Here is a 25381-nt window from a genome sequence, read left to right on the forward strand (position 1 = left end):
CAAGAACTGATTGCTTCGCTGCGCTCCCACTGACGAGGGGTCAGGCGACCGGATGCTCCCCGCCCATCAGCCTGGGGAAGAAGCCTTCGTGGGCCGCGCGGAGATCGGTGAGGGAGACGGAGCCATGCAGCTTGTCCTCAACTGTGACGACAACTTCATTTCCGCCCGTGCTGCCCATGCAAATCGCAGTGACACCGGGCGTCGTCAGCTCACGAACGAACTTCAACCCATCGGGCACGGTGACAACATAGCATCCCTGGTCTTCAGCGAAGGCCCATGCGGTGGCGCCGCTCCGGTCACCCAAAGAAATGGTCGCGCCAACGCCTGATGCCAACGCCATTTCAGTAACAGCGACAAGGAAGCCGCCGTCCGAAATGTCATGGACCGCCGTGACAGTCTCACTCGCAATAGCTTCCCGTATGTATCGGCCGACGTTCAACTCATCACCGAGACTGACAGATGGCGGCCGACCTGCACGACGGTTTTGGCAAACCTCAACCCAAAGTGACTGGCCGAGATTTGCTGGCTTGTGTCCGAAGATCAGAACAATGTCTTCGCCCGCAGCCTTGAACGGAATCGTCGCGCTCTTCCGCCAGTCCTTGAGCAGCCCAACGCCACCAATCGCGGGCGTAGGCAGAATCGCGCTCCCGCCGCCGGTCGCCTTGCTCTCGTTGTAAAGGCTGACATTGCCGCTCACGATCGGAAAATCCAGGGCACGGCAGGCGTCGGCCATGCCTTCGAGGCAGCCGGTAATCTGCGCCATGATCTCCGGCCGCTGCGGGTTGCCAAAGTTGAGGCAGTTTGTAATCGCGAGCGGCATCGCCCCGACCGCGCACAGGTTGCGGTACGCCTCAGCGACCGCCTGCTTTCCGCCCTCGTACGGGTCGGCGTAGCAGTAGCGCGGGGTGCAATCGGTGGTGATCGCCAGCGCCTTGTCGGTGCCGTGCACCCGTACGACCGCGGCATCGCCGCCGGGGCGCTGGACAGTATTGCCGCCAACCTGCTGGTCGTATTGCTCGTAGATCCAGCGGCGGCTGGCGAGGTGGGGGGAGGCCAGCAGCTTCAGGAGGTCCGCGCCAATGTCGGTGCTCTCCGGCACCTCGTCGAGCGGCTTGACCTGCGCCCAGGTCTTGTACTCCTCTCGACTGAGGTGCGGGCGGTCGTACAGCGGCGCTTCGTCCGCGAGTGGCCCAAGCGGAATGTCGGCGACGGTCTCGCCCTTCCATTCCAGCACCATCCGCCCGGTTTCGGTCACCTCGCCGATCACCGCGAAGTCGAGTTCCCATTTGCGGAAGATCGCCTCGGCCTCAGCCTCGCGGCCGGGCTTCAGGACCATCAGCATGCGCTCCTGGCTTTCGGAGAGCATCATCTCGTAGGGCGTCATGCCCTCCTCGCGGCAGGGCACCTGGTCCATGATCAGCTTGATGCCGACGCCGCCCTTGCTGGCCATCTCGACCGAGGAGGAGGTGAGGCCGGCCGCGCCCATGTCCTGGATGGCGACGATCGCGTCCGAGGCCATTAATTCGAGGCAGGCTTCGATCAACAGCTTCTCGGTGAAGGGATCGCCGACCTGGACGGTTGGCCGCTTCTCCTCGCTGTCCGCCCCGAAGTCAGCCGAGGCCATGGTCGCGCCATGAATGCCGTCGCGGCCCGTCCTGGAACCGACGTAGACCACCGGGTTCCCGATCCCCGCGGCCGCCGAGTAGAAGATCTTGTCCTGCTTCGCGACGCCCACGGTCATCGCGTTGACGAGGATGTTGCCGTTGTAGGCCGGGTCGAAATTCACCTCGCCGCCCACCGTCGGCACGCCGACACAATTACCATAGCCGCCGATGCCGGCGACCACGCCGCTGATCAGGTGGCGCATCCTGGGGTGCTCGGGATCACCGAACCGCAGCGCGTTCAGGTTGGCGACCGGGCGCGCTCCCATGGTGAAGACGTCGCGCAGAATGCCGCCGACCCCGGTTGCAGCGCCTTGGTAGGGCTCAATGTACGAGGGGTGGTTGTGACTCTCCATCTTGAAGATCGCCGCGTCGCCATCGCCGATGTCGATCACGCCCGCATTTTCACCGGGGCCGCAGATCACCCACGGCGCTTCGGTCGGCAGTTTCTTGAGGTGGACGCGCGATGATTTGTAGGAGCAATGCTCCGACCACATAACCGAAAAGATGCCGAGCTCGACCAGGTTCGGCTCGCGGCCGAGGGCGTGGAGGAGCCGCTGGTACTCGTCTTCGGAAAGGCCGTGCTCGGCGACGATATCGGGCGTGATCTGCGACATGGCCGGGCACTAGCGATGCGGGGGCCATAAAAAAACCCCCGGCCGAAGCCGGGGGCGATGTGCTTCGACGTAGCTCGGCTCAGCCCCGCTTGCAGCTCTGGCCTTCCTTGCCGGCCAGGGCGATGGTGACGCTGGCGTCCTCCACCGAGCCGGAGACGCTGTAGCCCCCTTCGGCCGTGAAGGGCGGCTTTCCATCGGCGCCCGGCTTGAGGGGCGTCGACGCGGACGTCTTCTCGGTGCGCACGTTCGCGCCCGAATTCTCGGCCAGCCAGTCGATGTAGACCAAACTGTTGTCCTTGCAGCGGTAGGAGTGCGACGCGACGATCGGCTTCGGCAGCTCCACCGGCGGAGCGGCGGCGAGTTCGTTCGCCATCGGGTCAGGGGGACCATTCTGGACGATGGTGTGGCTGCCCTGGTCGCAGCCGGCTAGCGCGGCGGCTGCTGCAAGGGTGAGGAGCAATGGGGTGCGAATCATGGAGCGCATGTCGGGAGTGCGACGACCCCCGTCAATGGCCGTTCGACAGGCCCCTGGCGCGTCTTTGTTGCCATGGGAAAAAAGCGGGCATAGGCTGCTGGCTTCCGCGGGGGTTGGGGAATGACCGCTTGAATTCCATGCAGCGTATCCGGATTGGCCTGACGGGACTGGCGTTCGTCTTCCTGTTGGTGTTGCTCGGCACGGTGATCCTGCGCAGCAGCGGCGACGACGCAGCCGGGCAGGGGGAGCCAAATCTCTCGGCTCCGAACGAGCCGCTCGCCGAACTGGGTGTGGCTCCCGCCCAGGAAGACGGCGCGAACACGGGCTCGGCCGCCAACAACGCTCTATGAGACGGACTCTCGCCGCGCTGGCGGCGCTGGCAACGCTGGCGTGCCGCGGCGAAGAGGCACCATCAACCGATCGGGAGCGACCGCCCCAAGCTGCCCGGTCTGGGAAGCCGGAGCTTGCGTTGCTCACCTCACTGCCGATCGCGTTCGCGGAGGGCTTCAGCCTGGACTCGGTAGCTCACCCGGCGATGGTGGAGCTGGAGAAGCAATATGCGGTTCGGCTGGTCGATGGACCCGAACAGCTCGCGGCAAGAGGCCTGCTACTCGCCATCCAGCCCCGGGCGTTCCCGGCCGAGCGGCTCGTCGCGCTGGACACATGGGTACGGGACGGAGGTCGGATCGTTCTGCTCGCCGATCCGTCGCTGGGCTGGGAAAGCGAGCGGCCGCTCGGCGACGTTCTTCGGCCGCCGGCAGCTTTCCCGGATACTGGCCTGCTCAAACATTGGGGCCTGACGCTTTACGCTCCGGAGAAGGCGGGGCCGCAAACCGGCACCCTGTCCGGGCATGAGGTCATAACAGGCTCTCCCGGAACTCTGGCCTCGAGCATCGGCAATTGCCGCATCGAGGACTCCGGCCTGGTTGCGCGCTGCCGGATCGGAGATGGCTGGGCGGTGGTGATCGCCGATGCCGACTTCCTCAACTTGCGCGGCAGCGGCGCACTGGATGGCCCGACCTCGGAGAACCTGAGCGCCCTCCTTGCCGTTCTGAGCAGCCTACCAGCCAAGTAAAACACCAATGAAGCGGGCGAGTGGCATTTGTCGGCACTTGCCCCGATTCTTGCTGGAAAGTAGGCCACGCACAGACTTATCCACAATCAATCAAGAAAGAACGAAAGGAGAACCGGAGTATCGTTGAGACCGGAAAACGCGCAGAAATCCGCCACTGCCCATGAATATCCATGAAGTGGCATCAAATCCCATTGTATCCCTGACCTTCTCGCGTTACACACATGGAGTAGCGCGGGGCTAACCCATCATTGGCCAACAGCGCCGGTTTTCACGGGGACCCCGTGCATCCGGCGAACGGGGAAGGCTTGCCGCGCGGCGGGAGTGGCAAGTCGGTGGCACTTGAGCATCTGTTTCAGGGCAGCGCGCTCAACGCGGTAGACGCCAAGGGCCGCGTCTCCGTCCCCGCGTTCCTGCGCACCGTGATCGAGCGCCGCGGCGATTCCCGCACAATCGTCCTCGCCAAGCACGAACAGTTTGCGGCTCTCAGCGCCTACGACCCCGCGTATGCGGCGCTGAAGCATTCGAAACTGGAACGGCTGCTCGAGAAGGAAGAGCTGAATGCCGAGGCGCACCTCGAATATCAGCAGCGCAACCTGATGGCGTTCGCCGCGACGGAGGAAGTGCCCTACGACAGCTCCGGCCGCATCGTTCTTCCGCCGATGATGCGCCGCAAGGGCGGGATCGCCGACCTCGCCCTGTTTCTCGGCACCGGCGAAACCTTTCAGATTTGGAATCCCATGACCTTCCTGGAGGATCCGCGGATCCCCGAGGACATGAAGGATATCGCCCGCTACCGGCTGGAAGAGCGGGGGGTCAGCGCGTGAGCGCCGTCCCCACCTCCCGCTCGTCCCATGCGCCGGTGCTGGTTGATGAGGTCGTCGAAGCGCTCGCCATTGTCCCTGGCGAAACGCACGTCGACGGCACCTTCGGGGCTGGCGGCTATACGCGCGCCATGCTCGGGGCGGGGGCGGGACGAGTGATTGCGTTCGATCGTGATCCAAATGCGATCGCAGCCGGACCGTCACTCGTCCCGGACGCTCTCGGGGGGGAGGGACGTCTGACCCTCATCGAAGAGCGGTTCAGTCAGATGGACCGGGTGCTTGCCGAACGCGGCCTGTCCCCTGTCGACGGGATCACGCTCGACATCGGCGTGTCCTCGATGCAGCTGGATCAGGCGGAGCGCGGCTTTTCCTTCCAGAACGACGGCCCGCTCGATATGCGGATGAGCCAGTCGGGCGAGACCGCCGCTGACTTCCTCAACACTGCCGAAGAATCAGAGATCGCGCGCGTAATACGTGACTATGGCGAGGAGCCACGCGCGCGAACCATTGCCCGAGCGATCGTCGCTGCGCGGCCACTGGCCCGCACGTCAGAGCTCGCAGCGCTGCTGCGTAAGGTGCTCGGGCACCATGCGGGAATGAAGACCGATCCTGCGACCAGGACGTTCCAGGCCATTCGCATTCACCTCAATGCCGAGTTGGACGAACTGGAGCAGGGCCTCGCAGCGGCCGAGCGTAGCCTCCGCCCGGGCGGGCGGCTCGCGGTGGTGACGTTCCACAGCCTGGAGGATCGCATCGTGAAGCGCTTCCTCAAGGTCCGCAGCGGCGATGTGCCCGCCGGCTCGCGCCACCGGCCCGCCGTGCAGGCTGGCCCTGCGCCGACGTTCCGCAATGTCGCGAAGCCGGTCTCACCCTCCGAGGCCGAACTCCACCGCAATCCGCGCGCCCGGTCCGCCCGGCTGCGCTCCGCCATTCGTACCGATGCCCCGCCGTGGGGCCGCAAGGAGACATTGTCATGAGCGCCCGGGGTTTCCGCTCCATCACCATGGTTGCCGGCGTCGCGGGTGCGGCGTTGAGTTGCTACATGGTGTCGCTCCGTGTCGCGTCGGAGCGGGCTGCGCTGGAGGACGTGGAGAACCGGATCGTGCTGGCCCAGCGCGACATCCGCGTCCTGCAGACCGAGATCGGGACCCGGGGGCGGCTGGCGCAGCTGGAAAGCTGGAACGTCAAGGTGCTGGCGCTGTCCGCGCCCGAGGCGAACCAGTTCGTCGAGGGTGGTTTTGCCCTGGCCAGCATGGTTGCGCCGAAGAAGACGGTCGATCCGGCGGCGCCGGTCGTCCTGGCGTCGGCCCCTGCGCCGGAGAACAGGCCCCGTCTGACCAGCGATGGGCCCGACGCCGGCGTCGCCGCCAAGGACCTGATGCGGGTGGCAAGCTTCCGCCGTGACCTCGGCGCTGCCGCGCCGGAGCCGAAGCTGGCTGCTCCGGCCGTCAAGCCGGCTGCTGAAAACGCAAAGAAAACTGTGGAAAAAACCGCGGTGACCAAGGCGTCCAGCGAGGCAAAGCCGATCAAGGCTGCTAAGCCCAAGCCCGTTACGGTGAAGGAGACTGCGGTGGTGAAGCCGACAGGCAAGGCGGCGGGAGCGGCAACCAAGCCCGCGCCCGCCAAGCCCGCCACCGCAAGCAAGGCTTCCAGCCCAGCGAAGTCGGCAATCGGCACCAAGGACGTCAAAGCGAAGCAATGAACGCCCCGACGCCCAATCTCGTCGCCCGGCCCGACCGGCTTCGGCTCGTAGGGCAGCGGCAGAAGATTCTCGCGGTTATGCACCAGCGGCTGATGTTCGGCATGCTGGTCTATGCGGGCGTGATCGGCCTCATCCTGGTCCGGTTGTTCTACCTTGCTGCCTTTGGCGATCATGCCGGGCGCAAGGTGACCGCCATGGCCGACGTGCCCGAGCGCGGCGACATCGTCGATCGCGACGGTCAGCCGCTGGCCCGGACCATCGATGCCTGGACGGTCGCACTGCACCCGGGCAAGGTCATCGGCGACAAGCTCGATCTGGCGCGCAGACTGGCGGTGTTGATGCCGGAACGCGACGAAGCCGGCTGGATGGCGCTGCTGCGGTCGAAGAAGAATTTCATCTACCTCCGCCGCCGCGCCGCGCCCAACCTGGTGCAGGCGGTGAATGCGCTCGGGGAGCCCGGCCTCGCGCTGGAGCGGGAGCCGGACCGGCTCTACCCACAGACGTCGCTGGCGGCGCACGTGCTCGGCTTCACTGACATCGACGGGCATGGCGCCGCCGGCATGGAGCGGGCGCTCGACAAGCAGCTGACCGATCCTGCCACTCGCGGCAAGCCGGTGGTCCTGTCGATCTCCAGCCGAATCCAGCAGGCGCTCGAGCACGAACTTCTCGCGGCGAAGACCACCTATTCGGCAATCGGCGCGGCCGGCGTGATCATGGACATCCACACCGGCGAGTTGCTGGCGATGACCAGCCTGCCGCAGCTCAATCCAAACATCGCTGGCAACATGGACCCGGAAGCGCGCTTCAATCGCGCGACGCTTGGCGTCTACGAACTCGGCTCAACCTTCAAGCCGTTCACTGTCGCCATGGCGATGGACGCGGGCGTGGTGAAGTCGATGGGGCAGATGTATCCCTGTCCGGGCCAGCTTCATGTGTCCGGCCGGACGATCGGCGACACCCATCCGTTCAACCGCGCCTGCTCGGTCGCGGAGATCATGAAGGAAAGCTCCAATGTCGGCACCGCGCAGATCGCCGACCAGATCGGCGCGACCCGGCAGAAGGCGTTCCTCAAGAAGATGGGCTTTCTCGATCCGCTCGCAATCGAGCTGAAGGAGCGGGGACGTACCCTGACGCCGCGCGAGTGGAGCCGCACGGACGTGATGACCGTTGGTTTCGGCCACTCGATCGCGGTCACCCCGGTGCACCTCGCCAGCGGCTACGCGACCTTGTTCAATGGCGGCATCTTCCGGCCGGCGACCCTGCTCAAGGTCGACCGCAACCACCGGGCAGGCGGCGGGCAGCGGGCGTTCAGCGAGGACACCAGCTACAAGATGCGCTCCTTGCTGCGGCTGGTGGTCACCGAGGGCACCGGCAAGAAAGCGGATGCGAAAGGCTATCGGATCGGCGGCAAGACTGGCTCCGCCGAGAAGATCATCGGCGGCCGCTATTCCAAGAATGTGGTGGTCACCAGCTTTGCCGGCGTTTTCCCCATGGACGAGCCGCGCTATGTGATCGTTGTGATGCTCGACGAACCCAAGGCCACTGCCGAAACCTTCGGCTTCCGCACGGCCGGCTGGAACGTCGCCCCGGTGGTTAGCAAGACCGTCAGCCGGATCGCCCCGATGCTGGGCGTTCGCCCCGACATGCGCCGGGAGCCCAACATGGCCGAGGTGCTGCCTTTCGTCCGCAAGGAAGACTGATCCCGTGCGATTGGCGGACCTTGCTGGGATCGAGAGCGATTCCGAGGTGACGGGCTTCGCCATCGATCATCGCAAGGTCGCACCCGGGACTGTCTTCGGAGCGTTCCCCGGCACGCGCTTCAATGGCGAGGATTTCATCGCACGGGCGGTTCGCCATGGCGCGGTGGCAGTGGTCGCCCGACCCGAAGCGCAGGTCGAAGGGGCGGTTCACCTTGCCGATCCGGAGCCGCGGCGGCTGTTCGCCCGCCTCGCCGCACGATTCTTCGCGCCCTACCCGGAGGTGGTCGTCGCCGTCACCGGCACCAACGGCAAGACTTCCACTGTCGAAATGACCCGGCAGTTGTGGCGCATGGCCGGGCATCGCTCGGCGTCGGTGGGGACTCTTGGGGTCACCACCGCCGACGATCAGGTCAAGACCGGACTGACTACCCCCGACATCGTCACCTTTCTCAGCAACTTGGCGGGACTGGAGCGCATGGGCATCGGCCATGTCGCCTACGAGGCGTCCAGCCATGGCCTCGACCAGTATCGCAGCGAAGGGCTGCCGGTGAACGCGGCCGCCTTTACGAATTTCTCGCGCGACCACCTCGACTACCATCCCGACATGACCGCTTACTTCGAGGCCAAGATGCGGCTGTTCGACGAGGTGGTGCAGGACGGCGGAACGGCGGTGATCTGGACCGACGATCCGAAGAGCAAAGAGGTGATCGAACGCGCTCGCCGGCGTGGGCTCCAGTTACTCACGGTCGGTGGAAGCGGCGAGACCATCCGGCTCAAGAGCCAGGTTCCGAGTCCGTTGGGGCAGGTGCTCATCGTCGAGCATGACGGCAAGGAGCATAAGCTCAGCTTGCCGCTGATCGGCGCCTACCAGGCCGCGAACGTGCTGGTCGCGGCCGGGCTGGTGCTGGCGACCGGCGGCGAATGGGGACAGACGTTCGCCGGCATGGGGCGGCTGGCGCCTGTTCGTGGTCGGCTGGAGCGGGCCGTGATCACGTCGGCCGGAGCGCCGGTCTATGTCGACTATGCCCACACCGCCGACGCGCTGGAGGCGGCAATCGCGGCGCTTCGCCCCCACGTGGAAGGCAAGCTGATCGCTGTGTTCGGGGCCGGCGGCGATCGCGACGAGGGCAAGCGGCCGGAGATGGGGCGCGTGGCCGCCGCAGCCAGTGACGTCGTGATCGTCACCGACGACAATCCGCGCGGCGAGGATCCGGCCGCGATCCGCCGTGCCGTGCTGGCCGGCGCCCCCGGCGCGCGGGAGATCGGTGGCAGGCGCGAGGCGATTGCGGCGGCGATCGCTTTGGCTGGCAAGGGCGACATCATCCTGCTCGCGGGCAAGGGCCACGAGACGGGCCAGATCATAGGAGACCAGGTGCTTCCGTTCGATGATGTGCTTGTGGCCCGGGAGTGCGCAGCTTGATTACTCCCGACATGCTATCCCGCTCGTCCCGAGCGGAGCGGAAAGCGCCTAGTCGAGGGGCGTTGGGCAGCGACCTGGTTTGCACGCGCCTCGACTTCGCACGGGACGAGCGTGTTGGAGGCGCTAAGTGATCCATGCCCTGTGGACCTCCGCCGAGATTGAAGCCGCTACCGGCGGCCGCGCGTCCCAGCCGTTCGAGGTGGACGGTGTTACGTTCGACAGCCGGGAGGTCGAGCCGGGCCACCTGTTCGTCGCCATGCCCGGCACTGTCGCCGACGGCCATCAGTTCGTGGAACGCGCGTTCGCGGCCGGAGCGGCGGGCGCAATTGTGTCGCAGCCGGTGGACGGGCCGCATGTTCTGGTCGAGGATACCGCCGCCGCACTGACCGCGCTCGCCGTTGCTGCCCGCAACCGTGTCGATGCGAAAGTCATCGGCGTGACCGGCTCCGTCGGCAAAACCAGCACCAAGGAAGCACTCGCTGCCGCGCTCGAGCGGCGTTGCCGTGGGCGGGTGCATCGGTCGGTGAAGAGCTACAACAACCATACCGGTGTTCCGCTGAGCCTCGCCCGGATGCCGCGCGAGACGAAATACGGCGTGTTCGAGATGGGGATGAACAATGCGGCCGAAATCCGCGCGCTGACGGCGCTGGTTCGACCGCATATCGCGCTGGTCGTCAGCATCGCCCCCGCTCACATCGAGAACCTGGGCTCGATTGAGGCGATCGCCGATGCCAAGGCCGAGATCTACGAGGGGCTGGAGCCGGGAGGCACCGCCATTCTGCCCAACGACGTGGACCAGCGTGACCGGCTGCTCAAGGCGGCGCGGCGTCACGCCGACCAGATCATCACCTTTGGCACGGGCGACGCCGACGTGACCGCGCTACACGCTGTTCGCTCCGACGGCGGCGGCAGTCTGGTCACGGCACGGCTGATAGAAAGCGAACTGACCTTCACCATCAGCCAGCCAGGCGAGCATTGGGTGTCCAACTCGCTTGCAGTACTTGCGGCGGTGGAGGCAGTCGGCGCAGATCTTGCCGCGGCCGGCCTCGCACTTGGCGACCTTGGTGGAATGAAGGGTCGCGGCGAGCGCCTTCATGTTCCGGTCGAGGGCGGCGAAGCCCTGCTGATCGACGAAAGCTACAATGCCAACCCGGCGAGCATGCGGGCAACCCTGCGCAACCTCGCCGCCGAGCCGGTCACAGGCCGCCGGATCGCGGTGCTCGGGACCATGCTGGAGTTGGGCGAGCATAGCGAGCGGGAGCATGCCGGGCTCGCTCCAGCGGTCCTCGACGCGGGGGTCGACCGGCTCATCCTTGTTGGCGATGCGACTCGACCGCTGTGCGAGGCGCTCGCTGGCCAGGTGCCGACGGACGTCGTGACCGGCGCGGCGGAGGCGACCGCCCTTCTGTTGAACACGATTCGCCCTGGCGACGCGGTGCTGGTCAAGGCGTCGAACGGCGTCGGGCTTGCAAGGCTGGTCGAGCGAGTGGCAGGGGGCGCCGCGACATGCTCTACCTGATCGCCGAACAGCTTGGCTTCCCCGGGCTCCTCAACTTGGTTCGCTACATCACGTTCCGGGCGGGTGCGGCGACCGCGACGGCGTTGGCGATAGGCCTGCTGTTCGGGCCGTTGTTCATCAACTGGCTTCGCGTTCGGCAGGGCAAGGGTCAGCCGATCCGCGCCGACGGGCCGCAGACCCACCTCGCCAAGCGCGGTACCCCGACCATGGGCGGGCTGCTGATCCTGGTCAGCGTCTCCGTCTCCGTCCTGCTTTGGATGGACCTGGGCAATCCCTACGTCTGGGCGTGCCTGCTGGTCACGGCCGGTTTCGGTGCGATCGGGTTCCTCGACGATTACGACAAAGTGAAGAAGGCGCACCATGCCGGAATTCCCGGCAAGGTCCGGCTGCTGCTGGAGTTCCTGATCGCCGGCTTTGCGACCTGGCTGATGGTCCGGGTCAGCGGGACCAACCTGTACCTGCCGTTCGTGCAGGGCGCGGTGTTCGACATCGGCTGGTTTTACGTCCTTTTCGGAGCCTTCGTGATCGTGGCGTTCGGAAATGCGGTGAACCTGACCGACGGGCTTGATGGTCTCGCCACCATGCCGGTCATCATCGCCAGCCTGGCGTTCGTGCTGATCGCCTATCTCGTCGGCAACGCACGCTTCGCCAGCTATCTCGGCATCCCGCATGTGTTGGGCGTTGGCGACCTTACGGTACTGCTGCTGGCGATCGTCGGCGGGTGCCTTGCTTTCCTGTGGTTCAATGCACCGCCTGCCGCCGTCTTCATGGGCGATACCGGTAGCCTGGCCCTGGGCGGAGCGCTTGGCGCGGTCGCCGTCGCAACCCACCACGAGTTCGTCCTAGCGGTGGTCGGCGGCCTGTTCGTGGTCGAAGCGCTCAGCGTCGTCCTTCAGGTCGCGGTGTACAAGCGCACCGGCAAGCGGGTGTTCCTGATGGCCCCGATCCACCACCATTTCGAGCATAAGGGCTGGAGCGAGCCGACGGTGGTGATCCGCTTCTGGATCATCGCCTTCGTGCTGGCGCTGGCCGGGCTCAGCACGCTCAAGCTGCGGTGATCACGGCCAGGGCCTGGGCCGGAAAGCATTACGCGGTCTACGGTCTGGCACGGTCGGGACTGGCGACGGTGCGTGCGCTGCTGGCGAGCGGGGCCCGAGTGACGGCCTGGGATGAGCGGGAGGAGGCGCGGGCGCAGGCGGACGGGGTTGAGCTGCTCGACTTCAACACTGCCGAACTCTCCGCTTTCGACTCCCTGATCATCTCGCCCGGGGTGCCTCTCAACACCCACCCGCTCGCCGCCCGGGCCCGCGAAGCCGGCGTCGAGATCATCGGCGACATCGAACTCTTCGCCCGGGCCCGGCCGGAGCTTCCGCCGCACAAGGTGGTCGGGATCACCGGCACCAACGGCAAGAGCACGACCACGGCGCTGGTCCACCACATCCTCAAGACCGCGGGCGTGCCGACGACCATGGGCGGCAACATCGGCCTGCCGATCCTTGCGCAGGATCCGTTGCCGGAGGGCGGCGTCTATGTGCTGGAGCTGTCCAGCTACCAAATCGATCTGACACAGAGCCTCGACTGCGACGTGGCGGTGCTGCTCAACATCACGCCGGATCACCTTGATCGGTACGAGAGCTTCGAGGCGTATGCAGCGTCGAAGCGCCGCTTGTTCGAGATGCAGTCGAGCGAGTCCATCGCTGTCATCCCCGACCATCGCTGGTCAGTCCAGGATCACATGGACACTTGGAGTGTCTGGGGCGCCGATGGTGAAGTGCGAGACCCGCGGCCATTGGGAACTCAGCGAGACTGGCCAGCGCTGCAAGGGCGGCACAACGCCCAGAATGCACAAGCTGCTATTGCAGTGGCCCAGGACCTCGATCTGACTGAGGAAGTAATAGCGGAGGCGCTTCGCACTTATCCTGGCCTCCCGCATCGCATGGAGCGTGTTAGGGAGAAGGACGGCGTCCTCTTCATCAACGACAGCAAGGCCACCAACGCCGAAGCCGCCGCTCCCGCACTCGCAGCTTACCCGCACGTCCGATGGATCGTGGGCGGCCAAGCCAAGACCCCGGACCTCGGCGACACGGCAAAGCACCTCGACCATGTGATGCACGCCTACACCATCGGTGAGGCGGGGCCGATGTTCGCCCGGCTCCTCCGCGACGAAGGCGTGGAGGTCACCGAGTCCGAAACGCTTGAAAATGCGGTGAATCGCGCCGCGGCGGATTCACAGGCGGGGGATGTTGTTCTACTCTCCCCGGCCTGCGCTTCGTTCGACCAGTTCCGGGACTTCGAAGCGCGCGGGGATGCCTTCAAGAAGGCAGTGGGGGACCTTTAGAAATGGCAACGCTGGCAGGCGCGCTGAAGCCCAAGCAATTGATCGATCCAAACCGCTACGGCCGTTCCGACCGGTCGGCGCTGGGTCGCTGGTTCTGGGAGATCGACCGGGTCCTGCTGCTGCTCGTCACGGTCTTGATCGGCATCGGCCTAATTGGCGTCGCCGCCGCTTCTCCCGCAGCTGCGGAGCGTTATTCCGGCGGGTCGGTGACCTTCGCTCCGCTGCATTATTTCTACCGCCAGGTCGTGTGGATCGCGCTCAGCCTGCCGGTGATGATCGCTATTTCCATGATGCCGCGCGAGCGGGCGAAGCGAGCATCGCTGATCGGCGCGGCCTTCTTCCTCGTGATGCTGATGCTGGTTCCGGCGATCGGACCCGAGATCAACGGCGCCAAGCGCTGGATCGGCGTCGGTTTCACCCAGTTCCAGCCCTCGGAGTTCCTGAAGCCGTTCTTCGTCGTGGCCATGGCCTGGCTGCTCAGCCTCCACGAAAGGGACAAAGGCCTGCCGGTCTTCTGGCTGTCGGGCGGACTGGTGGGAATGGTCGCCGTCCTGCTGATGATGCAGCCCGACTTCGGCTCCACCATCATCTTCGGCGCGGTATGGATCGCGATGCTCGCCCTCGCCGGGCTCAACCTGCGCGTCCTCGGCTTCCTGGGTGTCGCAGCGCTGGTCGGTGTGGTGCTCGCCTACTTCTTCTACCCGGTCGCCACCGTCCGCATCGACGGCTTTCTGTTCGGCGAAGGCGACAATTTTCAGGTCGAGAACGCCATGCGGACGCTCACCGCGGGCGGGCTGTTCGGCATGGGACCGGGCGGCGGCACGCGCAAATTCGGCCTGCCGGAACCGCACACGGACTACATTTTCTCGGTCATCGGCGAGGAATTCGGTCTGATCGCCTGCATCGCGATCGCCGGCCTGTACATGGCGATCGTCGCCCGCGTCCTCATCAAGTTGCTGGACGAGGAGAACACCTTCGCGCTGCTGGCCGCGGCGGGGCTGGTCATCCAGTTTGGGCTCCAGGCGCTGATCAACATGGCGGTCAACGTCCAGATCGCGCCGTCCAAGGGCATGACCCTGCCGTTCATCTCCTACGGCGGAAGCTCGATGCTGGCCCTGTCGATCGGGGTCGGCTTGCTGCTCGCATTCACGCGCCGGAACCCGTATCTGAAGCGCTCACCCTACGTCGTGAAGTGGAGCGGGGATTGCCTTCCGGGATGAATTTCGTACTCGCCGCCGGGGGCACCGGCGGCCACATGATCCCGGCCCATGCGCTTGCCGCCGAGCTCAAGAGCCGCGGACACGGCGTGCTGCTGATCACGGACGAGCGCGGCGCCAAAATCCCCGCCCTGTTCAAGGACGTGCCGGTGCACATCCTGTCGGCAGGGCGGATCACCAGCAACCCGATCGCGCTGCTCAAGGGTGTCGGCAGCGTGATTGCCGGACGGAGGCAGGCAAAGGCGCTGTACCGGCAGCACCGCCCGGACGCAGTCATCGGCTTCGGCGGATATCCCGCATTCCCCGCGCTTCTCGCCGCCAGTGCGGCTGGTGTCCCCACCGTCCTGCACGAGCAGAATGCGGTGCTCGGCCGGGTCAACCGCCTGCTAGCCGGCAAGGCTGCGGCAATCGCGACCGCTTACGAACGGGTGGAGCGGCTGAAGCCCCGCCATGCGAAGAAGGCGGTGCTGGTCGGCAATCCCGTGCGGGAAAGCGTCGTCCGGTTGGGCGAAATGCCGTTCCCGCCGTTCGATGAGTTTGCGCCGCTCAAGATCCTCGTCACCGGCGGTAGCCAGGGGGCGTCCATCCTCAGCCAGGTGGTCCCCCAGGGCCTTGGCGGGCTTCAGTCCTCGCTTCGTCACCGCCTTCAGGTCGTGCAGCAGTGCCGGCCCGACGAAATCGAGCCAGTGCGCGAGACGTACAGGAAGCTCGAGATTCCCGCAGACCTGTCGACCTATATCGAGGACATGCCAGCTCGCCTCGGGGAAGCGCATCTGGTGATCGGTCGCGCGGGCGCCTCGACCATTGCCGAACTGACCGCCGCTGGACGCCCCGCCATCCTTGTGCCGCTGCCGATTGCCACCGACGATCATCAGACCGCAAACGCGCGGGAAATGGCGCGGGCCGGCGGAGCGCGGATGATTCCGCAGAGCGAGTTCACCTGGCACACGCTGGCGCGGCAGGTGGAGGCGCTTGCCGCCGATCCGGAGGCTCTGTCCAACGCAGCGGCTCGCGCCCTGTCGGTCGGGCGCCCGCATGCCGCCCGCGACCTCGCCGATCTCGTCGAGCAGATCGTGAATCGCTCGGCGCCGATGGCGGTGGGCTTGGCCCAGGCGGAGACGAATGGTCTCGGCCTGGCCCCGGCCGGAGTTCCCGCGTGAAGGCGTTCGGGACCGATATCGGCACCATCCACTTCGTTGGGATCGGCGGCATCGGCATGTCCGGTATCGCCGAGGTGATGCACCAGCTCGGCTACAAGGTGCAGGGCTCGGACCAGGCTGACAGCTATGTCACCGAAGGCCTGCGCAAGGCCGGTATTCCCGTCATGATAGGGCAGGATGCCGCAAACCTCGGTGATGCCGCCGTGGTGGTCTGCTCGACCGCGATCAAGTCCGACAACCCCGAGATCCAGGCAGCTGCCGAGCGCCGCTTGCCCCGGGTCCGCCGCGCCGAAATGCTGGCCGAGCTGATGCGGATGCAGAACACCATCGCGGTGGCGGGCACCCACGGCAAGACGACCACCACTTCCATGATCGCCGCCCTGTTGGACGCGGGCGGGATCGATCCGACTGTGATCAACGGCGGGATCATCAACAGCTACGGTTCCAATGCCCGCCTCGGCAAGTCGGACTGGATGGTGGTCGAGGCCGACGAAAGCGATGGCAGCTTTCTTCGCCTGGACGGCACCATCGCCGTCGTCACCAACATCGATCCGGAGCACCTTGAACATTACGGAAGCTTCGACCGGGCCAAGCAGGCTTACGTCGAGTTCGTGGAGAACGTACCTTTCTACGGGCTGGCGGTGATGTGCGTCGATCACCCCGAGGTGCAGAACATCCTCTCGCAGATCCGCGATCGGCGGGTGGTAACCTATGGCTTCTCGGCCTTGGCCGACCTGCGCGCCGCGAACGTCGAGACAGTGGACGGTGGCTCGCGCTTCGACGCGCACGTGCTCGAGCGCTCTGGGGAGCGGCGGGTGATCGAGGGCATTCGCCTGCCGATGCCGGGCCGTCACAATGTCCAGAACGCCCTTGCAGCGATCGCGGTCGGGATCGAACTTGGCATGGATGATGCCACCATCGCCCGCGGGTTCGAGCGATTCGGCGGGGTCAAGCGCCGCTTCACTCGCGTCGGCGAAGTCGATGGCGCGGTGATCATCGACGATTACGCCCACCATCCCGTGGAGATCCGCGCGGTCCTTTCCGCTGCCCGGGACAGCGCCCAGGGACGGGTGATCGCCGTGGTTCAGCCGCACCGCTTCAGCCGGCTGCAAGCGCTGATGGAAGACTTCCAGAATGCCTTCAACGATGCCGATGTCGTGCTGGTGACGCCCGTCTACGCCGCCGGGGAACAGCCCATCGACGGAGTCGACTCGGCCGCCTTGGCCGAAGGGCTGCGCGCCCACGGCCACCGTTTGGTGCGAACCGTCGAGCATGTGGACGACCTGTGCCTTGGCCTGCGCGACCTTGCCGCGGAGGGCGACATGGTCATCTGCATGGGCGCGGGCGACATCACGAAATGGGCGGCGGCCCTGGCCGACGGCATCTGCGCTGCGAGGGCGGCGAAGTGAGTGCGCCGGCAGAGAAGAACCGGACTGCGGTGAGAGGGAAGCTCAAATTCCACGCCCCCTTGGCGCCCCTGGTCTGGTTCAAATCCGGTGGCCCGGCCGAACATCTGTTCGAGCCGGCAGATCTCGACGATCTCACCGGCTTCCTCCGGCAGCTCGATCCAGCAATCCCGGTCATGGCCCTTGGCCTCGGCTCCAACCTCATCGTCCGCGACGGGGGCGTTCCTGGGGTGGTTGTCCGCCTCGGCAAGGCCTTCGCCAAGGTCGAGCAACTGGATGAAACCACCATCCGGTGCGGCGGTGGGGCTAGCGGAATCCTCGTGTCTTCCACCGCCCGCGACGCCTGCATCGGCGGCATTGAATTCCTTCGCTCAATCCCCGGAACGGTCGGCGGCTTCGTACGGATGAACGGCGGTGCTTACGGCCGCGAGGTCAAGGACATCCTTGTCGAGGCGGAAGTGGTGCTCCGCTCCGGCGAACTCCGGACCCTGCAGGTCGAAGAGCTCGGCTATACCTACCGCCACAGCGAACTTCCGGACGGCGCGATCGTGGTCGGCGCGACGTTCCGCGGCTTCCCCAAGGACCCGACCGACATTCAGACCGAGATGGACCGGATCGCCCAGAGCCGCGAGGAATCCCAGCCGCTGCGCAGCCGGACCGGGGGCTCGACCTTCAAGAACCCGCTCCCCCAGAAAGCGTGGCAGGTGATCGACGCCGCCGGCTGTCGCGGGCTCACGATGGGCGATGCACAAGTCTCGGAAAAGCATTGCAACTTCCTTCTCAATCTCGGAAGCGCGACCAGCGCCGACATCGAGCAGCTTGGCGAGGAAGTGCGCCGCCGCGTGAAGGAACACAGCGGGGTCGAGCTCCAGTGGGAAATCCAGCGTGTCGGCACCTTCGCCGAGGACGCCAACCAGGAATGTGTGGGAGTGGAAGGTTGAACGCGCTCGACAAGGACCTGCAGATCGTCGTGCTGATGGGCGGCTGGTCGTCCGAGCGCGAGGTGTCGCTGATGAGCGGCAAGGGCGTGGCAGCGGCGCTGCGGGAGCGTGGCTTTGCCAACGTCAGCGAAGTCGACATGGATCGCAACGTCGCTCAGGTTCTGACCGCGCTCCGGCCGGACATCGTGTTCAATGCGTTGCACGGTACACCGGGCGAGGACGGAACGGTCCAGGGCATGCTCGACCTGATGCAGATTCCCTACACTCATTCCGGGCTCGAGACGTCGGTCATTGCGATTGACAAGGAGCTCACCAAGATGGTGCTGGTCCCCGGCGGCATCCGCATGCCGGTCGGCACAATTGTCGAAAGCGAAAGCCTGTACGAGCGCGATCCCATCGCCCGGCCCTATGTGCTGAAGCCGGTCAACGAGGGCTCTTCAGTGGGGGTGGCCATCGTCACCGACAACGGCAACCACGGTTCGCCGATCGGCCGCGAGGTGCCGGGTCCGTGGCATGAGTTCGACCGATTGCTGGCCGAACCCTTCATCCGCGGCCGCGAGTTGACCGTTGCAGTGCTCAACGACGAGCCGCTGCTGGTGACCGAGTTGGTGCCGCACGGCGAGTTCTACGATTACGCCGCCAAATATACCGACGGCCAGACCGATCACATCTGCCCGGCGCAGATTCCGGGCGAAATCGCGCAGGCGATGATGGACATGGCGGCCAAGGCGCATCGGCTGCTCGGCTGCAAGGGCGCGTCGCGCTCCGACTTCCGCTGGGACGACAGCCAGGGCGAGGCCGGCATCTACCTGCTCGAGGTGAACACCCAGCCCGGCATGACCCCGCTCAGCCTGGTTCCCGAGCAGGCCCGCCAGCGCGGCATCTCCTATGGCGAGCTGTGCGAGCGGATCGTGGCCGAAGCGCTCGAGGGAGCGAAGGTCCGGTGAACGCCCAGGCGGTCCGGCGTGGGAATGGCGGCGGCGCGCGCGGGCGCTCGCGCAAGGCCTCCTCGCGCTCGGCCGGCACCGCCACGGCCAGGGCGCTGCCCGTGAGCGCACGTGGCGCCGGCCGTCTGGCTCGCTGGGCAGTGGGCCTGTTCGTGCTGGCGATGGTCGCCGTCGCCCTGGTAGCGCTGGATATCCCTGCAAAGATCGGGCGTGCGCTCGGGTCGGCCACCGGCGAGGTCGGGTTCGGGGTCGGCGGCTACCAGATCGTCGGGCTCGACCATATGGACCGAAAATTGGTCGATGGAGTCGTGACGGAGGAGCTTCGCCGCGCCGGCGAACTGTCCTCGGGGACCGGGAAGCCGCCCCAGGCACTGGTCGATCTCGACCGGATCCGCGACGAATTGCTGCAGTTCGGTTGGGTCAAGGATGCGCGGGTGTCGCGACGCCTGCCCGATACCTTGGTCGTCGACATCGTTGAGCGCACCCCCGCCGCCGTCTGGCAGAACCGGCAACAGCTTTCGCTGATCGATGCCGAGGGCGTCGTGCTGGACCGGGTCCCGCTCGACCGCATGCCCGACCTCCCGCTGGTGATCGGGCCCGCGGCCAACCGCCAAGCCCTGGGACTCGGCCAGTTGATGGAGGCCGTCCCGACGCTTAAGCCGCAACTCGCCTCGGCCAGCTGGGTTGGTGGTCGCCGCTGGGACCTCAACTTCCAGTCGGGCGAGACGGTGGCGCTGCCGGAAGGCGAGGATGCCGCCAGCACCGCGCTTCGTCGCTTTGCCAAAATGGATCGCTCGACCGGCTTGCTTGGCCGCGGCATGGTCCGGTTCGACCTGCGCAAGCCCGGGCAGATGACGGTCCGCCTTCCGCGTGCCGCGGGCGAGACGGTCGTCACCGATACGGAGACCCCGAGCTGATGCCCGCCAATTCCGACCGTGCGCTGATCGGGGCGCTCGACATCGGCTCGTCCAAAGTATCCGCTCTGATCGTGACGCGGGACGACGACGGTCGGCTGCGCGTGCTCGGCACCGGCCAGCGGGAAAGCCGCGGGGTCAAGCGCGGCTATATCACCGACATGGACGCGAGTGAGATTGCCGTGCGCGAAGCGGTCGAACAGGCGGAGCGCATGGCAAACGCCACCATCGACGACGTCTGGGCGAGCTTCGGCGCGGGTGGCCTCGTCAGCGACATTGCAAATGTCGAGGTAGAGCTTGGCGGGCACCAGATCGAGCAGTCGGATGTCAACGAATTGCTGGTCACCGGCCGAGACGCGCTCGATCGCAACGGCCAGGTCGTGCTGCACGCTCATCCGGCGCTCTACACGCTCGACGGAGTCGAGGGCGTCGGTCATCCGGTGGGGCTCCACGCCGACCGGCTGGGCGTCGACATCCACGTCGTCGCTGCCGATCCTGCCCCGTTGCGCAACATCGACCTGACCATCCGCCAGGCGCATCTCGGCGTGAAGGCGATCGTCGCCTCGCCGGTGGCGGCGGCGCTGGCTTGCCTCAGCCAGGAAGAGCGCGAGCTTGGGGTGGCGCTGGTGGAGCTCGGCGCCGAGGTGACCAACGTGTCGCTGCACGCCGGCGGGATGCTGGTCGGGCTGCGCTCGATTCCGCTGGGTGCGCGCGACATCACCGACGACATCGCCTGCGCCTTTGGCGTCCGCCGCCGCGACGCGGAGCGGATGAAATGCTTCCACGGCTCGGCGATGACCTCCCCACGTGACAATCACGAGATGATCGAGGCGGTGGGCATCGGCGCCGAGGACGGGGCGGAGCCGATGCGGATCAGCCGCGCGCAGCTGATGACTGTAATTCGCCAGCGGGTGGAAGAAGTCACCGGACAGGTGGAATCGGCGTTGAAAGAGTTGGGCTTCACCGGGCCGGTCGGGCGGCAGGTGGTGCTGACCGGCGGCGGAGCGGAGCTCAAGAATATCGCCGATTATATGCAGGGCGTGCTCGGCCGCGCGGTTCGGGTCGGTCGGCCAAAGGCGATCACCGGCTTGCCCGATGCGCACAGCGGGCCCGCGTTTACCACGTTGGTCGGCCTCGCGATGCTCGCCGGCGGCGGTACCAGCGACATCCGCGATATTGCGCTGGGCAAGCTCACCGACAAGAAGAAGCCGGCGACTGGGATAGTCGGCCGCCTCGTCGCGGCGATGAAGGGAGGCTTCTGAGCAAAGCTGTCCCAATCTGAATCAACTGACTCCCCATGGCCACGCCCGATGGGAAATTTTGCTTCAATATTAACTTTTTCCCTTGTGCCGCCGACTCCGGCGATTCATAGATTCGGGTTGAGGGTTCAACGCGCTAGGCAAGCGCATTCGGGGGAAGTCCGCATGAGCATCGATTTCATCCGTCCGGCTGTGGACGAGCTCCGGCCGCGGATCACCGTCATCGGCGTCGGCGGCGCCGGCGGCAACGCCATCGCCAACATGATCCGCCGCGACGTGCAGGGCGTGGACTTTCTCGTCGCCAACACCGACGCGCAGGCGCTCAACCAGTCGCTGGCGGATCGGCGAATCCAGCTTGGTCCCAAGATCACCCAAGGCCTCGGTGCGGGCTCGCGGCCGGAGATCGGCCGAGCCGCCGCCGAAGAGACCCTGGAAGACCTCGAGCGTTCGCTTGATGGCGCCCACATGTGCTTCATCGCCGCTGGCATGGGGGGCGGCACCGGCACCGGTGCGGCGCCGGTCATCGCCAAGGCAGCGCGGGATCGCGGAATCCTGACGGTTGGCGTGGTCACCAAGCCGTTCGCCTTCGAAGGCGCACGCCGCTCGCGCTCGGCCGATGCCGGCATCGATGAGCTCCAGCAGCACGTCGACACGCTGATCGTCATCCCCAACCAGAACCTGTTCCGCCTCGCCAATTCGGACACGACCTTCAAGGAAGCGTTCGAGATGGCCGACGAGGTCCTCCAGCAGGGCGTCCGCGGGATCACCGATCTCATGGTCATGCCTGGCCTCATCAACCTCGACTTCGCCGACGTCCGCTCGGTGATGAGCGAGATGGGTAAGGCGATGATGGGCACCGGCGAAGCGTCGGGCGACAATCGCGCGATCGAGGCGGCCGAGAAAGCGATCAGCAATCCACTGCTCGATGGCGTCAGCATGAAGGGCGCCAAGGGCGTCATCATCTCGATCACCGGCGGCGAGGACATGCGCCTGATGGAGGTCGACGAGGCCGCCAGCCACATCAAGGAACTGGTCGATCCCGACGCCAACATCATCTGGGGTTCGGCGTTCAACAACGACCTCGACGGCAAGATCCGCGTGTCGGTCGTTGCGACCGGTATCGAGGCCGAGGTCGGCCAGCAGCCGGTCTCCGGCGGCGGCAGCAAGGTCTTTACCTTCCCTGCATCGCGCTCAACCGGCGCCTCGGCTGCGCCTGCCGCGTCTGCTCCGTCGTCTCCGACCCAGTCCGCACCGCCAGCCCCGATCGCCGCCATCAAGGAGGAGCCCGTGGCGGACCTCGGCAGCGACGACGAGGGCGACGAACTGCTGCTCGACAGTGACGATATCCTGACCACGCCGGTCGGAACGCCGCCGATTGCCCCGCCGCGCGGCGACGAGGACGAGGCGCAGCGGCCCCGCGCCGCCCGCGACAGTGGCACCCTGTTCGAGCGCATGTCCAACATCGCCCGCGGCGCCGCCAAGGTCGAGGACGAGCCCGCGCCGTCTGTTCGCCGCGAGCCGCTGGACATCCCGCGCTTCCTCAACCGTCAGAACAATCAGTAAAGACCCGGCCCTTCGAGGTTAGTCAGAGACGCAATGAAAGAGGGCGGGCTGCGGTTCGCCCTCTTTTTGCGTGCGGGTTCGCCACAGCCTTCCGGAGAGCCGGAGCTGCAGCCTTTCCATTCATCCCTCTTCGCAAACGGCCTGTCGCTCCACTCCCTTCCGGCAAGCTTTGCGCAAGCTAGACGCGGCCATAGGGATGGGGATGATCCGGAAATCTTTGCTGGCGGTCGCCACGGCCTCGGTTCTGCCGGGCGTCGCGCAGGCCCAATATATCGGCGGCAGCGCGCCTCCTCCTCCGGCCGCGCCGGCGTACGGCCTTCGCGAAAGTCCCGAGGCATCCTTGTCCCGCCACGTGCGGCTGCTGGCGATCAATCCGCGCAATTATGAGGCGCTGCTGGGCGCCGGACGGGCCGCGCTTGCACTGGGCGATACCCAGGCCGCGGTGGGGTTCTTCGGCCGCGCCGAGGAAGTGAACCCGCGCAGCTGGGTGCCCAAGTGGGGGCAGGGGGCGGCGCTGGTCCAGATGGAGGATCCCCAGGCGGCGCTGCAGGCCTTTTCGGCCGCCCAGGCGCTCGGCGCGACGCAGGTCAGCGTCGCGCTGGATCGCGGTCTCGCCTTCGACCTGACCGGCGATCAGGCGCGGGCGCAGGCGGACTATCGCGCTGCGCTGAATGGACCGGACGCCAACGAGGCCCGCCGGCGCTTGGCGCTGAGCCTGGCCATCAGCGGCAACAAGACCGAGGCGCTGAAAACACTCGATCCGCTGCTGGCGCGCCGCGATCCGGGCGCGTCCCGATGCCGCGCGTTCGTCCTTGCGCTGACCGGCGATGTGGAAGGGGCACGGAGCGCAGTCAACGCGGCGCTCCCCGGGCTGGCTGGCAACCTCGATCCTTTTCTGCGTCGCCTGCCGGCTCTGCGCCCGGCGGAGAAAGCAGCGGCGGTCAATTTCGGTCACATGCCAGGGGCAGGAGGCGGGCAGGTCGCCGGCGTCCTGCCGTCAGGGCCGCGCGCCGACCGGCTGGCCGACCTCGATTCCATTCTCAACAGCGGCGCTCCGGTTGCGTCACCGCCCGTCGCGGCTCGGCCGAGCGCTCCAACGTGGTCACCGCCACAGCCGGTGCGGGTCGCCACGGTTGTTCCAACTCCATCGACGGCGATCAGGCCCACTCCTCCGCCGAGCGCCGCTCCTGCGGCCGGGACCGGCTTTTCCCTGAAGCGCTTCTGGGTTCAGCTCGCCAGCGGCAACAATGCCGACGCCCTGAACGACCAGTTCCGCCGGCTGAAGTTGCGCAACCGGGACTTGCTCAAGAACATCAACGGCTATGTCGCCGAGGAGCCAGCCAAGGCACGGCTACTGATCGGCCCGTTCAAGAGCGTCGACGACGCACGGATTTTTGCCGATGACCTTGAATCAATCGACGTTGACGCCTTTAGCTGGACTAGCGCGCCCGGCCAGATGATCAGGAAATTGCCCGACCAATGACGCTTCTCAAGGACCTTGCCGCGACTCCGGATCGATCGCGCGGCAGGGCCTTCAGGGAAGGGGCCGCGGGTCCGCGCGGGCCGCGCGATTGCTTCCAGCGCGACCGCGACCGGATCATCCATTCGGTGGCGTTCCGCCGCCTCCGCCACAAGACGCAGGTGTTCGTCGCCCCTGACGGCGATCACTTCCGGGTCCGCTTGACCCATTCCATCGAGGTCGCGCAGATCGGCCGGACCATCGCCCGGGTGCTCGGCCTCAACGAGGATCTGACGGAAGCCCTGTGCCTGGCGCACGACCTTGGCCACCCGCCGTTCGGCCACGCGGGCGAGGATGCATTGACGACGGCGCTGGCTCCCTGGGGCGGGTTCGATCACAACGGCCATTCGCTGCGGCTGGTGACCTGCCTGGAAACGCCCTATCCGGAGTTCGACGGCCTCAATCTTACCTGGGAAACGCTGGAAGGGCTGGCCAAGCATAATGGTCCGGCCATCTCGCCCGGATGGGCTCTGGCCGAGGCGGACCATGCATTCGGGCTTGCGCTCCACACCTGGCCCAGCCTCGAGGCGCAGGTGGCGGCGCTGGCCGACGACATCGCCTACGACAACCATGATATCGACGACGGCCTGCGCTCGGGCGTGCTGCGGTTTGAGGAACTGCTGGAGGTGCCGCTGGTGGCGCGCCACTGGGCCGCAATGGAGGCGCGCCACCCGGGACTGCCGCTCGACCGCAAGCTGCGGGCGCTGGTCCGCGACCAGATCGGCACCATGGTAGGCGACCTGATCGCAGAGACCCAGCGGCGGGTGAACGCGATCGGGGTCGCGACGATCGACCAGGTGCGTGACTGCGGCCAGCCGCTGGTTGGCTTATCCGAGGCGCTCGCCGCCGAGGAGCGCGACCTCAAGCGCTTCCTTTATGCGCGGCTGTACAATGCCCCTCCGCTACAGCCGATCCGGCACGAAGCGGAGCGGATCGTGACCAATCTCGCGCAAGCCTATCTCGCCGAGCCTCGCCTCCTCCCCGATGGGTGGAGCCATATGGACGCCGAAGAGACCCAGCGGGCCAGGGATATCGCCGATTACATCGCGGGGATGACCGACCCATTCGCGATCCGCCGCCACGAGGAACTGGTCGGGCCGGTCAGGCTGCCCGATCGCTTCTAATCC

The 25381-nt window shown here is 66.4% G+C and carries 22 protein-coding genes; 20 read left to right on the forward strand and 2 right to left on the reverse strand.

Annotated elements, in window-relative coordinates; all coding sequences use genetic code 11:
- Positions 1-40 precede the first annotated feature (40 nt).
- Positions 41-2278, reverse strand: a complete 2238-nt coding sequence (purL, locus tag ACFQPG_RS04310; RefSeq protein ID WP_380810528.1) for a phosphoribosylformylglycinamidine synthase subunit PurL — start codon at positions 2276-2278, stop codon at positions 41-43.
- A 79-nt stretch (positions 2279-2357) separates the two neighbouring features.
- A complete protein-coding gene (locus tag ACFQPG_RS04315) occupies positions 2358-2753 on the reverse strand; it encodes a hypothetical protein (RefSeq protein WP_380810529.1) in 396 nt (131 codons plus the stop codon).
- A gap of 137 nt (positions 2754-2890) precedes the next feature.
- On the opposite strand from ACFQPG_RS04315, the gene ACFQPG_RS04320 reads away from it, so the two are divergent.
- From ACFQPG_RS04320 to ACFQPG_RS04415, 20 genes are all read left to right on the forward strand, one after another.
- Entirely contained in the window at positions 2891-3103 is a 213-nt protein-coding gene (locus tag ACFQPG_RS04320) for a hypothetical protein (protein WP_380810530.1), read from the forward strand.
- A gap of 119 nt (positions 3104-3222) precedes the next feature.
- Positions 3223-3828: a hypothetical protein gene (locus ACFQPG_RS04325; protein WP_380810531.1), complete on the forward strand. Its 606-nt coding sequence runs from the start codon at positions 3223-3225 to the stop codon at positions 3826-3828.
- A 332-nt stretch (positions 3829-4160) separates the two neighbouring features.
- Positions 4161-4652, forward strand: coding sequence for a division/cell wall cluster transcriptional repressor MraZ (locus ACFQPG_RS04330; RefSeq protein WP_380810532.1), 492 nt, complete (start codon positions 4161-4163; stop codon positions 4650-4652).
- Positions 4649-5626, forward strand: a complete 978-nt coding sequence (rsmH, locus tag ACFQPG_RS04335) for a 16S rRNA (cytosine(1402)-N(4))-methyltransferase RsmH (protein WP_380810533.1) — start codon at positions 4649-4651, stop codon at positions 5624-5626. The genes ACFQPG_RS04330 and rsmH overlap by 4 nt, the downstream gene beginning before the upstream one ends.
- On the forward strand, positions 5623-6351 hold the full coding sequence (locus tag ACFQPG_RS04340) for a hypothetical protein (protein ID WP_380810534.1): 729 nt from the start codon (positions 5623-5625) through the stop codon (positions 6349-6351). Before rsmH ends, ACFQPG_RS04340 begins: the two co-directional genes overlap by 4 nt.
- The gene (locus ACFQPG_RS04345) at positions 6348-8051 is read left to right on the forward strand and encodes a peptidoglycan D,D-transpeptidase FtsI family protein (protein ID WP_380810535.1); all 1704 of its coding nucleotides are present in this window, start codon (positions 6348-6350) and stop codon (positions 8049-8051) included. The genes ACFQPG_RS04340 and ACFQPG_RS04345 overlap by 4 nt, the downstream gene beginning before the upstream one ends.
- Before the next feature lie 4 nt (positions 8052-8055).
- A complete protein-coding gene (locus ACFQPG_RS04350; protein ID WP_380810536.1) occupies positions 8056-9471 on the forward strand; it encodes a UDP-N-acetylmuramoyl-L-alanyl-D-glutamate--2,6-diaminopimelate ligase in 1416 nt (471 codons plus the stop codon).
- A 130-nt stretch (positions 9472-9601) separates the two neighbouring features.
- Entirely contained in the window at positions 9602-10990 is a 1389-nt protein-coding gene (gene murF, locus ACFQPG_RS04355) for a UDP-N-acetylmuramoyl-tripeptide--D-alanyl-D-alanine ligase (RefSeq protein ID WP_380811705.1), read from the forward strand.
- Complete coding sequence (gene mraY / locus ACFQPG_RS04360) at positions 10978-12048, forward strand: phospho-N-acetylmuramoyl-pentapeptide-transferase (RefSeq protein WP_380810537.1); 1071 nt, start codon at positions 10978-10980, stop codon at positions 12046-12048. The genes murF and mraY overlap by 13 nt, the downstream gene beginning before the upstream one ends.
- Complete coding sequence (gene murD, locus ACFQPG_RS04365) at positions 12045-13328, forward strand: UDP-N-acetylmuramoyl-L-alanine--D-glutamate ligase (RefSeq protein ID WP_380810538.1); 1284 nt, start codon at positions 12045-12047, stop codon at positions 13326-13328. The genes mraY and murD overlap by 4 nt, the downstream gene beginning before the upstream one ends.
- A 2-nt stretch (positions 13329-13330) precedes the next feature.
- The gene (locus tag ACFQPG_RS04370; protein ID WP_380810539.1) at positions 13331-14548 is read left to right on the forward strand and encodes an FtsW/RodA/SpoVE family cell cycle protein; all 1218 of its coding nucleotides are present in this window, start codon (positions 13331-13333) and stop codon (positions 14546-14548) included.
- Positions 14545-15705, forward strand: a complete 1161-nt coding sequence (gene murG / locus ACFQPG_RS04375; RefSeq protein WP_380810540.1) for an undecaprenyldiphospho-muramoylpentapeptide beta-N-acetylglucosaminyltransferase — start codon at positions 14545-14547, stop codon at positions 15703-15705. The genes ACFQPG_RS04370 and murG overlap by 4 nt, the downstream gene beginning before the upstream one ends.
- A complete protein-coding gene (gene murC, locus ACFQPG_RS04380; protein ID WP_380810541.1) occupies positions 15702-17114 on the forward strand; it encodes a UDP-N-acetylmuramate--L-alanine ligase in 1413 nt (470 codons plus the stop codon). The genes murG and murC overlap by 4 nt, the downstream gene beginning before the upstream one ends.
- Complete coding sequence (gene murB, locus ACFQPG_RS04385; protein WP_380810542.1) at positions 17111-18052, forward strand: UDP-N-acetylmuramate dehydrogenase; 942 nt, start codon at positions 17111-17113, stop codon at positions 18050-18052. The genes murC and murB overlap by 4 nt, the downstream gene beginning before the upstream one ends.
- Positions 18031-18999: a D-alanine--D-alanine ligase gene (locus ACFQPG_RS04390; RefSeq protein WP_380810543.1), complete on the forward strand. Its 969-nt coding sequence runs from the start codon at positions 18031-18033 to the stop codon at positions 18997-18999. Before murB ends, ACFQPG_RS04390 begins: the two co-directional genes overlap by 22 nt.
- Positions 18996-19916, forward strand: coding sequence for a cell division protein FtsQ/DivIB (locus ACFQPG_RS04395; RefSeq protein ID WP_380810544.1), 921 nt, complete (start codon positions 18996-18998; stop codon positions 19914-19916). Before ACFQPG_RS04390 ends, ACFQPG_RS04395 begins: the two co-directional genes overlap by 4 nt.
- A complete protein-coding gene (gene ftsA / locus ACFQPG_RS04400; protein WP_380810545.1) occupies positions 19916-21175 on the forward strand; it encodes a cell division protein FtsA in 1260 nt (419 codons plus the stop codon). Before ACFQPG_RS04395 ends, ftsA begins: the two co-directional genes overlap by 1 nt.
- Before the next feature lie 162 nt (positions 21176-21337).
- Positions 21338-22735: a cell division protein FtsZ gene (gene ftsZ, locus ACFQPG_RS04405; protein ID WP_380810546.1), complete on the forward strand. Its 1398-nt coding sequence runs from the start codon at positions 21338-21340 to the stop codon at positions 22733-22735.
- Between the two features lie 202 nt (positions 22736-22937).
- Complete coding sequence (locus tag ACFQPG_RS04410; protein ID WP_380810547.1) at positions 22938-24218, forward strand: tetratricopeptide repeat protein; 1281 nt, start codon at positions 22938-22940, stop codon at positions 24216-24218.
- Positions 24215-25378 (forward strand): deoxyguanosinetriphosphate triphosphohydrolase, encoded by a 1164-nt coding sequence (locus tag ACFQPG_RS04415; protein ID WP_380810548.1) that lies wholly within the window; start codon positions 24215-24217, stop codon positions 25376-25378. The genes ACFQPG_RS04410 and ACFQPG_RS04415 overlap by 4 nt, the downstream gene beginning before the upstream one ends.
- Positions 25379-25381 lie beyond the last annotated feature (3 nt).

Source organism: Sphingomonas sp. GCM10030256, assembly GCF_042666415.1.
In the GTDB taxonomy this organism is placed as follows: Bacteria; Pseudomonadota; Alphaproteobacteria; order Sphingomonadales; family Sphingomonadaceae; genus Sphingomicrobium.

Bases quoted from the DNA above. Each gene is read 5' to 3' on its own strand.
- ACFQPG_RS04410 (WP_380810547.1), top strand. From the start codon at position 22,938: ATGATCCGGAAATCTTTGCTGGCGGTCGCCACGGCCTCGGTTCTGCCG.
- purL (WP_380810528.1), bottom strand. From the start codon at position 2,278: ATGTCGCAGATCACGCCCGATATCGTCGCCGAGCACGGCCTTTCCGAA.
- ACFQPG_RS04345 (WP_380810535.1), top strand. From the start codon at position 6,348: ATGAACGCCCCGACGCCCAATCTCGTCGCCCGGCCCGACCGGCTTCGG.
- ACFQPG_RS04340 (WP_380810534.1), top strand. From the start codon at position 5,623: ATGAGCGCCCGGGGTTTCCGCTCCATCACCATGGTTGCCGGCGTCGCG.
- ACFQPG_RS04315 (WP_380810529.1), bottom strand. From the start codon at position 2,753: ATGATTCGCACCCCATTGCTCCTCACCCTTGCAGCAGCCGCCGCGCTA.
- ACFQPG_RS04370 (WP_380810539.1), top strand. From the start codon at position 13,331: ATGGCAACGCTGGCAGGCGCGCTGAAGCCCAAGCAATTGATCGATCCA.
- ftsZ (WP_380810546.1), top strand. From the start codon at position 21,338: ATGAGCATCGATTTCATCCGTCCGGCTGTGGACGAGCTCCGGCCGCGG.
- mraY (WP_380810537.1), top strand. From the start codon at position 10,978: ATGCTCTACCTGATCGCCGAACAGCTTGGCTTCCCCGGGCTCCTCAAC.
- ACFQPG_RS04390 (WP_380810543.1), top strand. From the start codon at position 18,031: ATGTGTGGGAGTGGAAGGTTGAACGCGCTCGACAAGGACCTGCAGATC.
- ftsA (WP_380810545.1), top strand. From the start codon at position 19,916: ATGCCCGCCAATTCCGACCGTGCGCTGATCGGGGCGCTCGACATCGGC.
- ACFQPG_RS04415 (WP_380810548.1), top strand. From the start codon at position 24,215: ATGACGCTTCTCAAGGACCTTGCCGCGACTCCGGATCGATCGCGCGGC.
- murG (WP_380810540.1), top strand. From the start codon at position 14,545: ATGAATTTCGTACTCGCCGCCGGGGGCACCGGCGGCCACATGATCCCG.
- ACFQPG_RS04320 (WP_380810530.1), top strand. From the start codon at position 2,891: ATGCAGCGTATCCGGATTGGCCTGACGGGACTGGCGTTCGTCTTCCTG.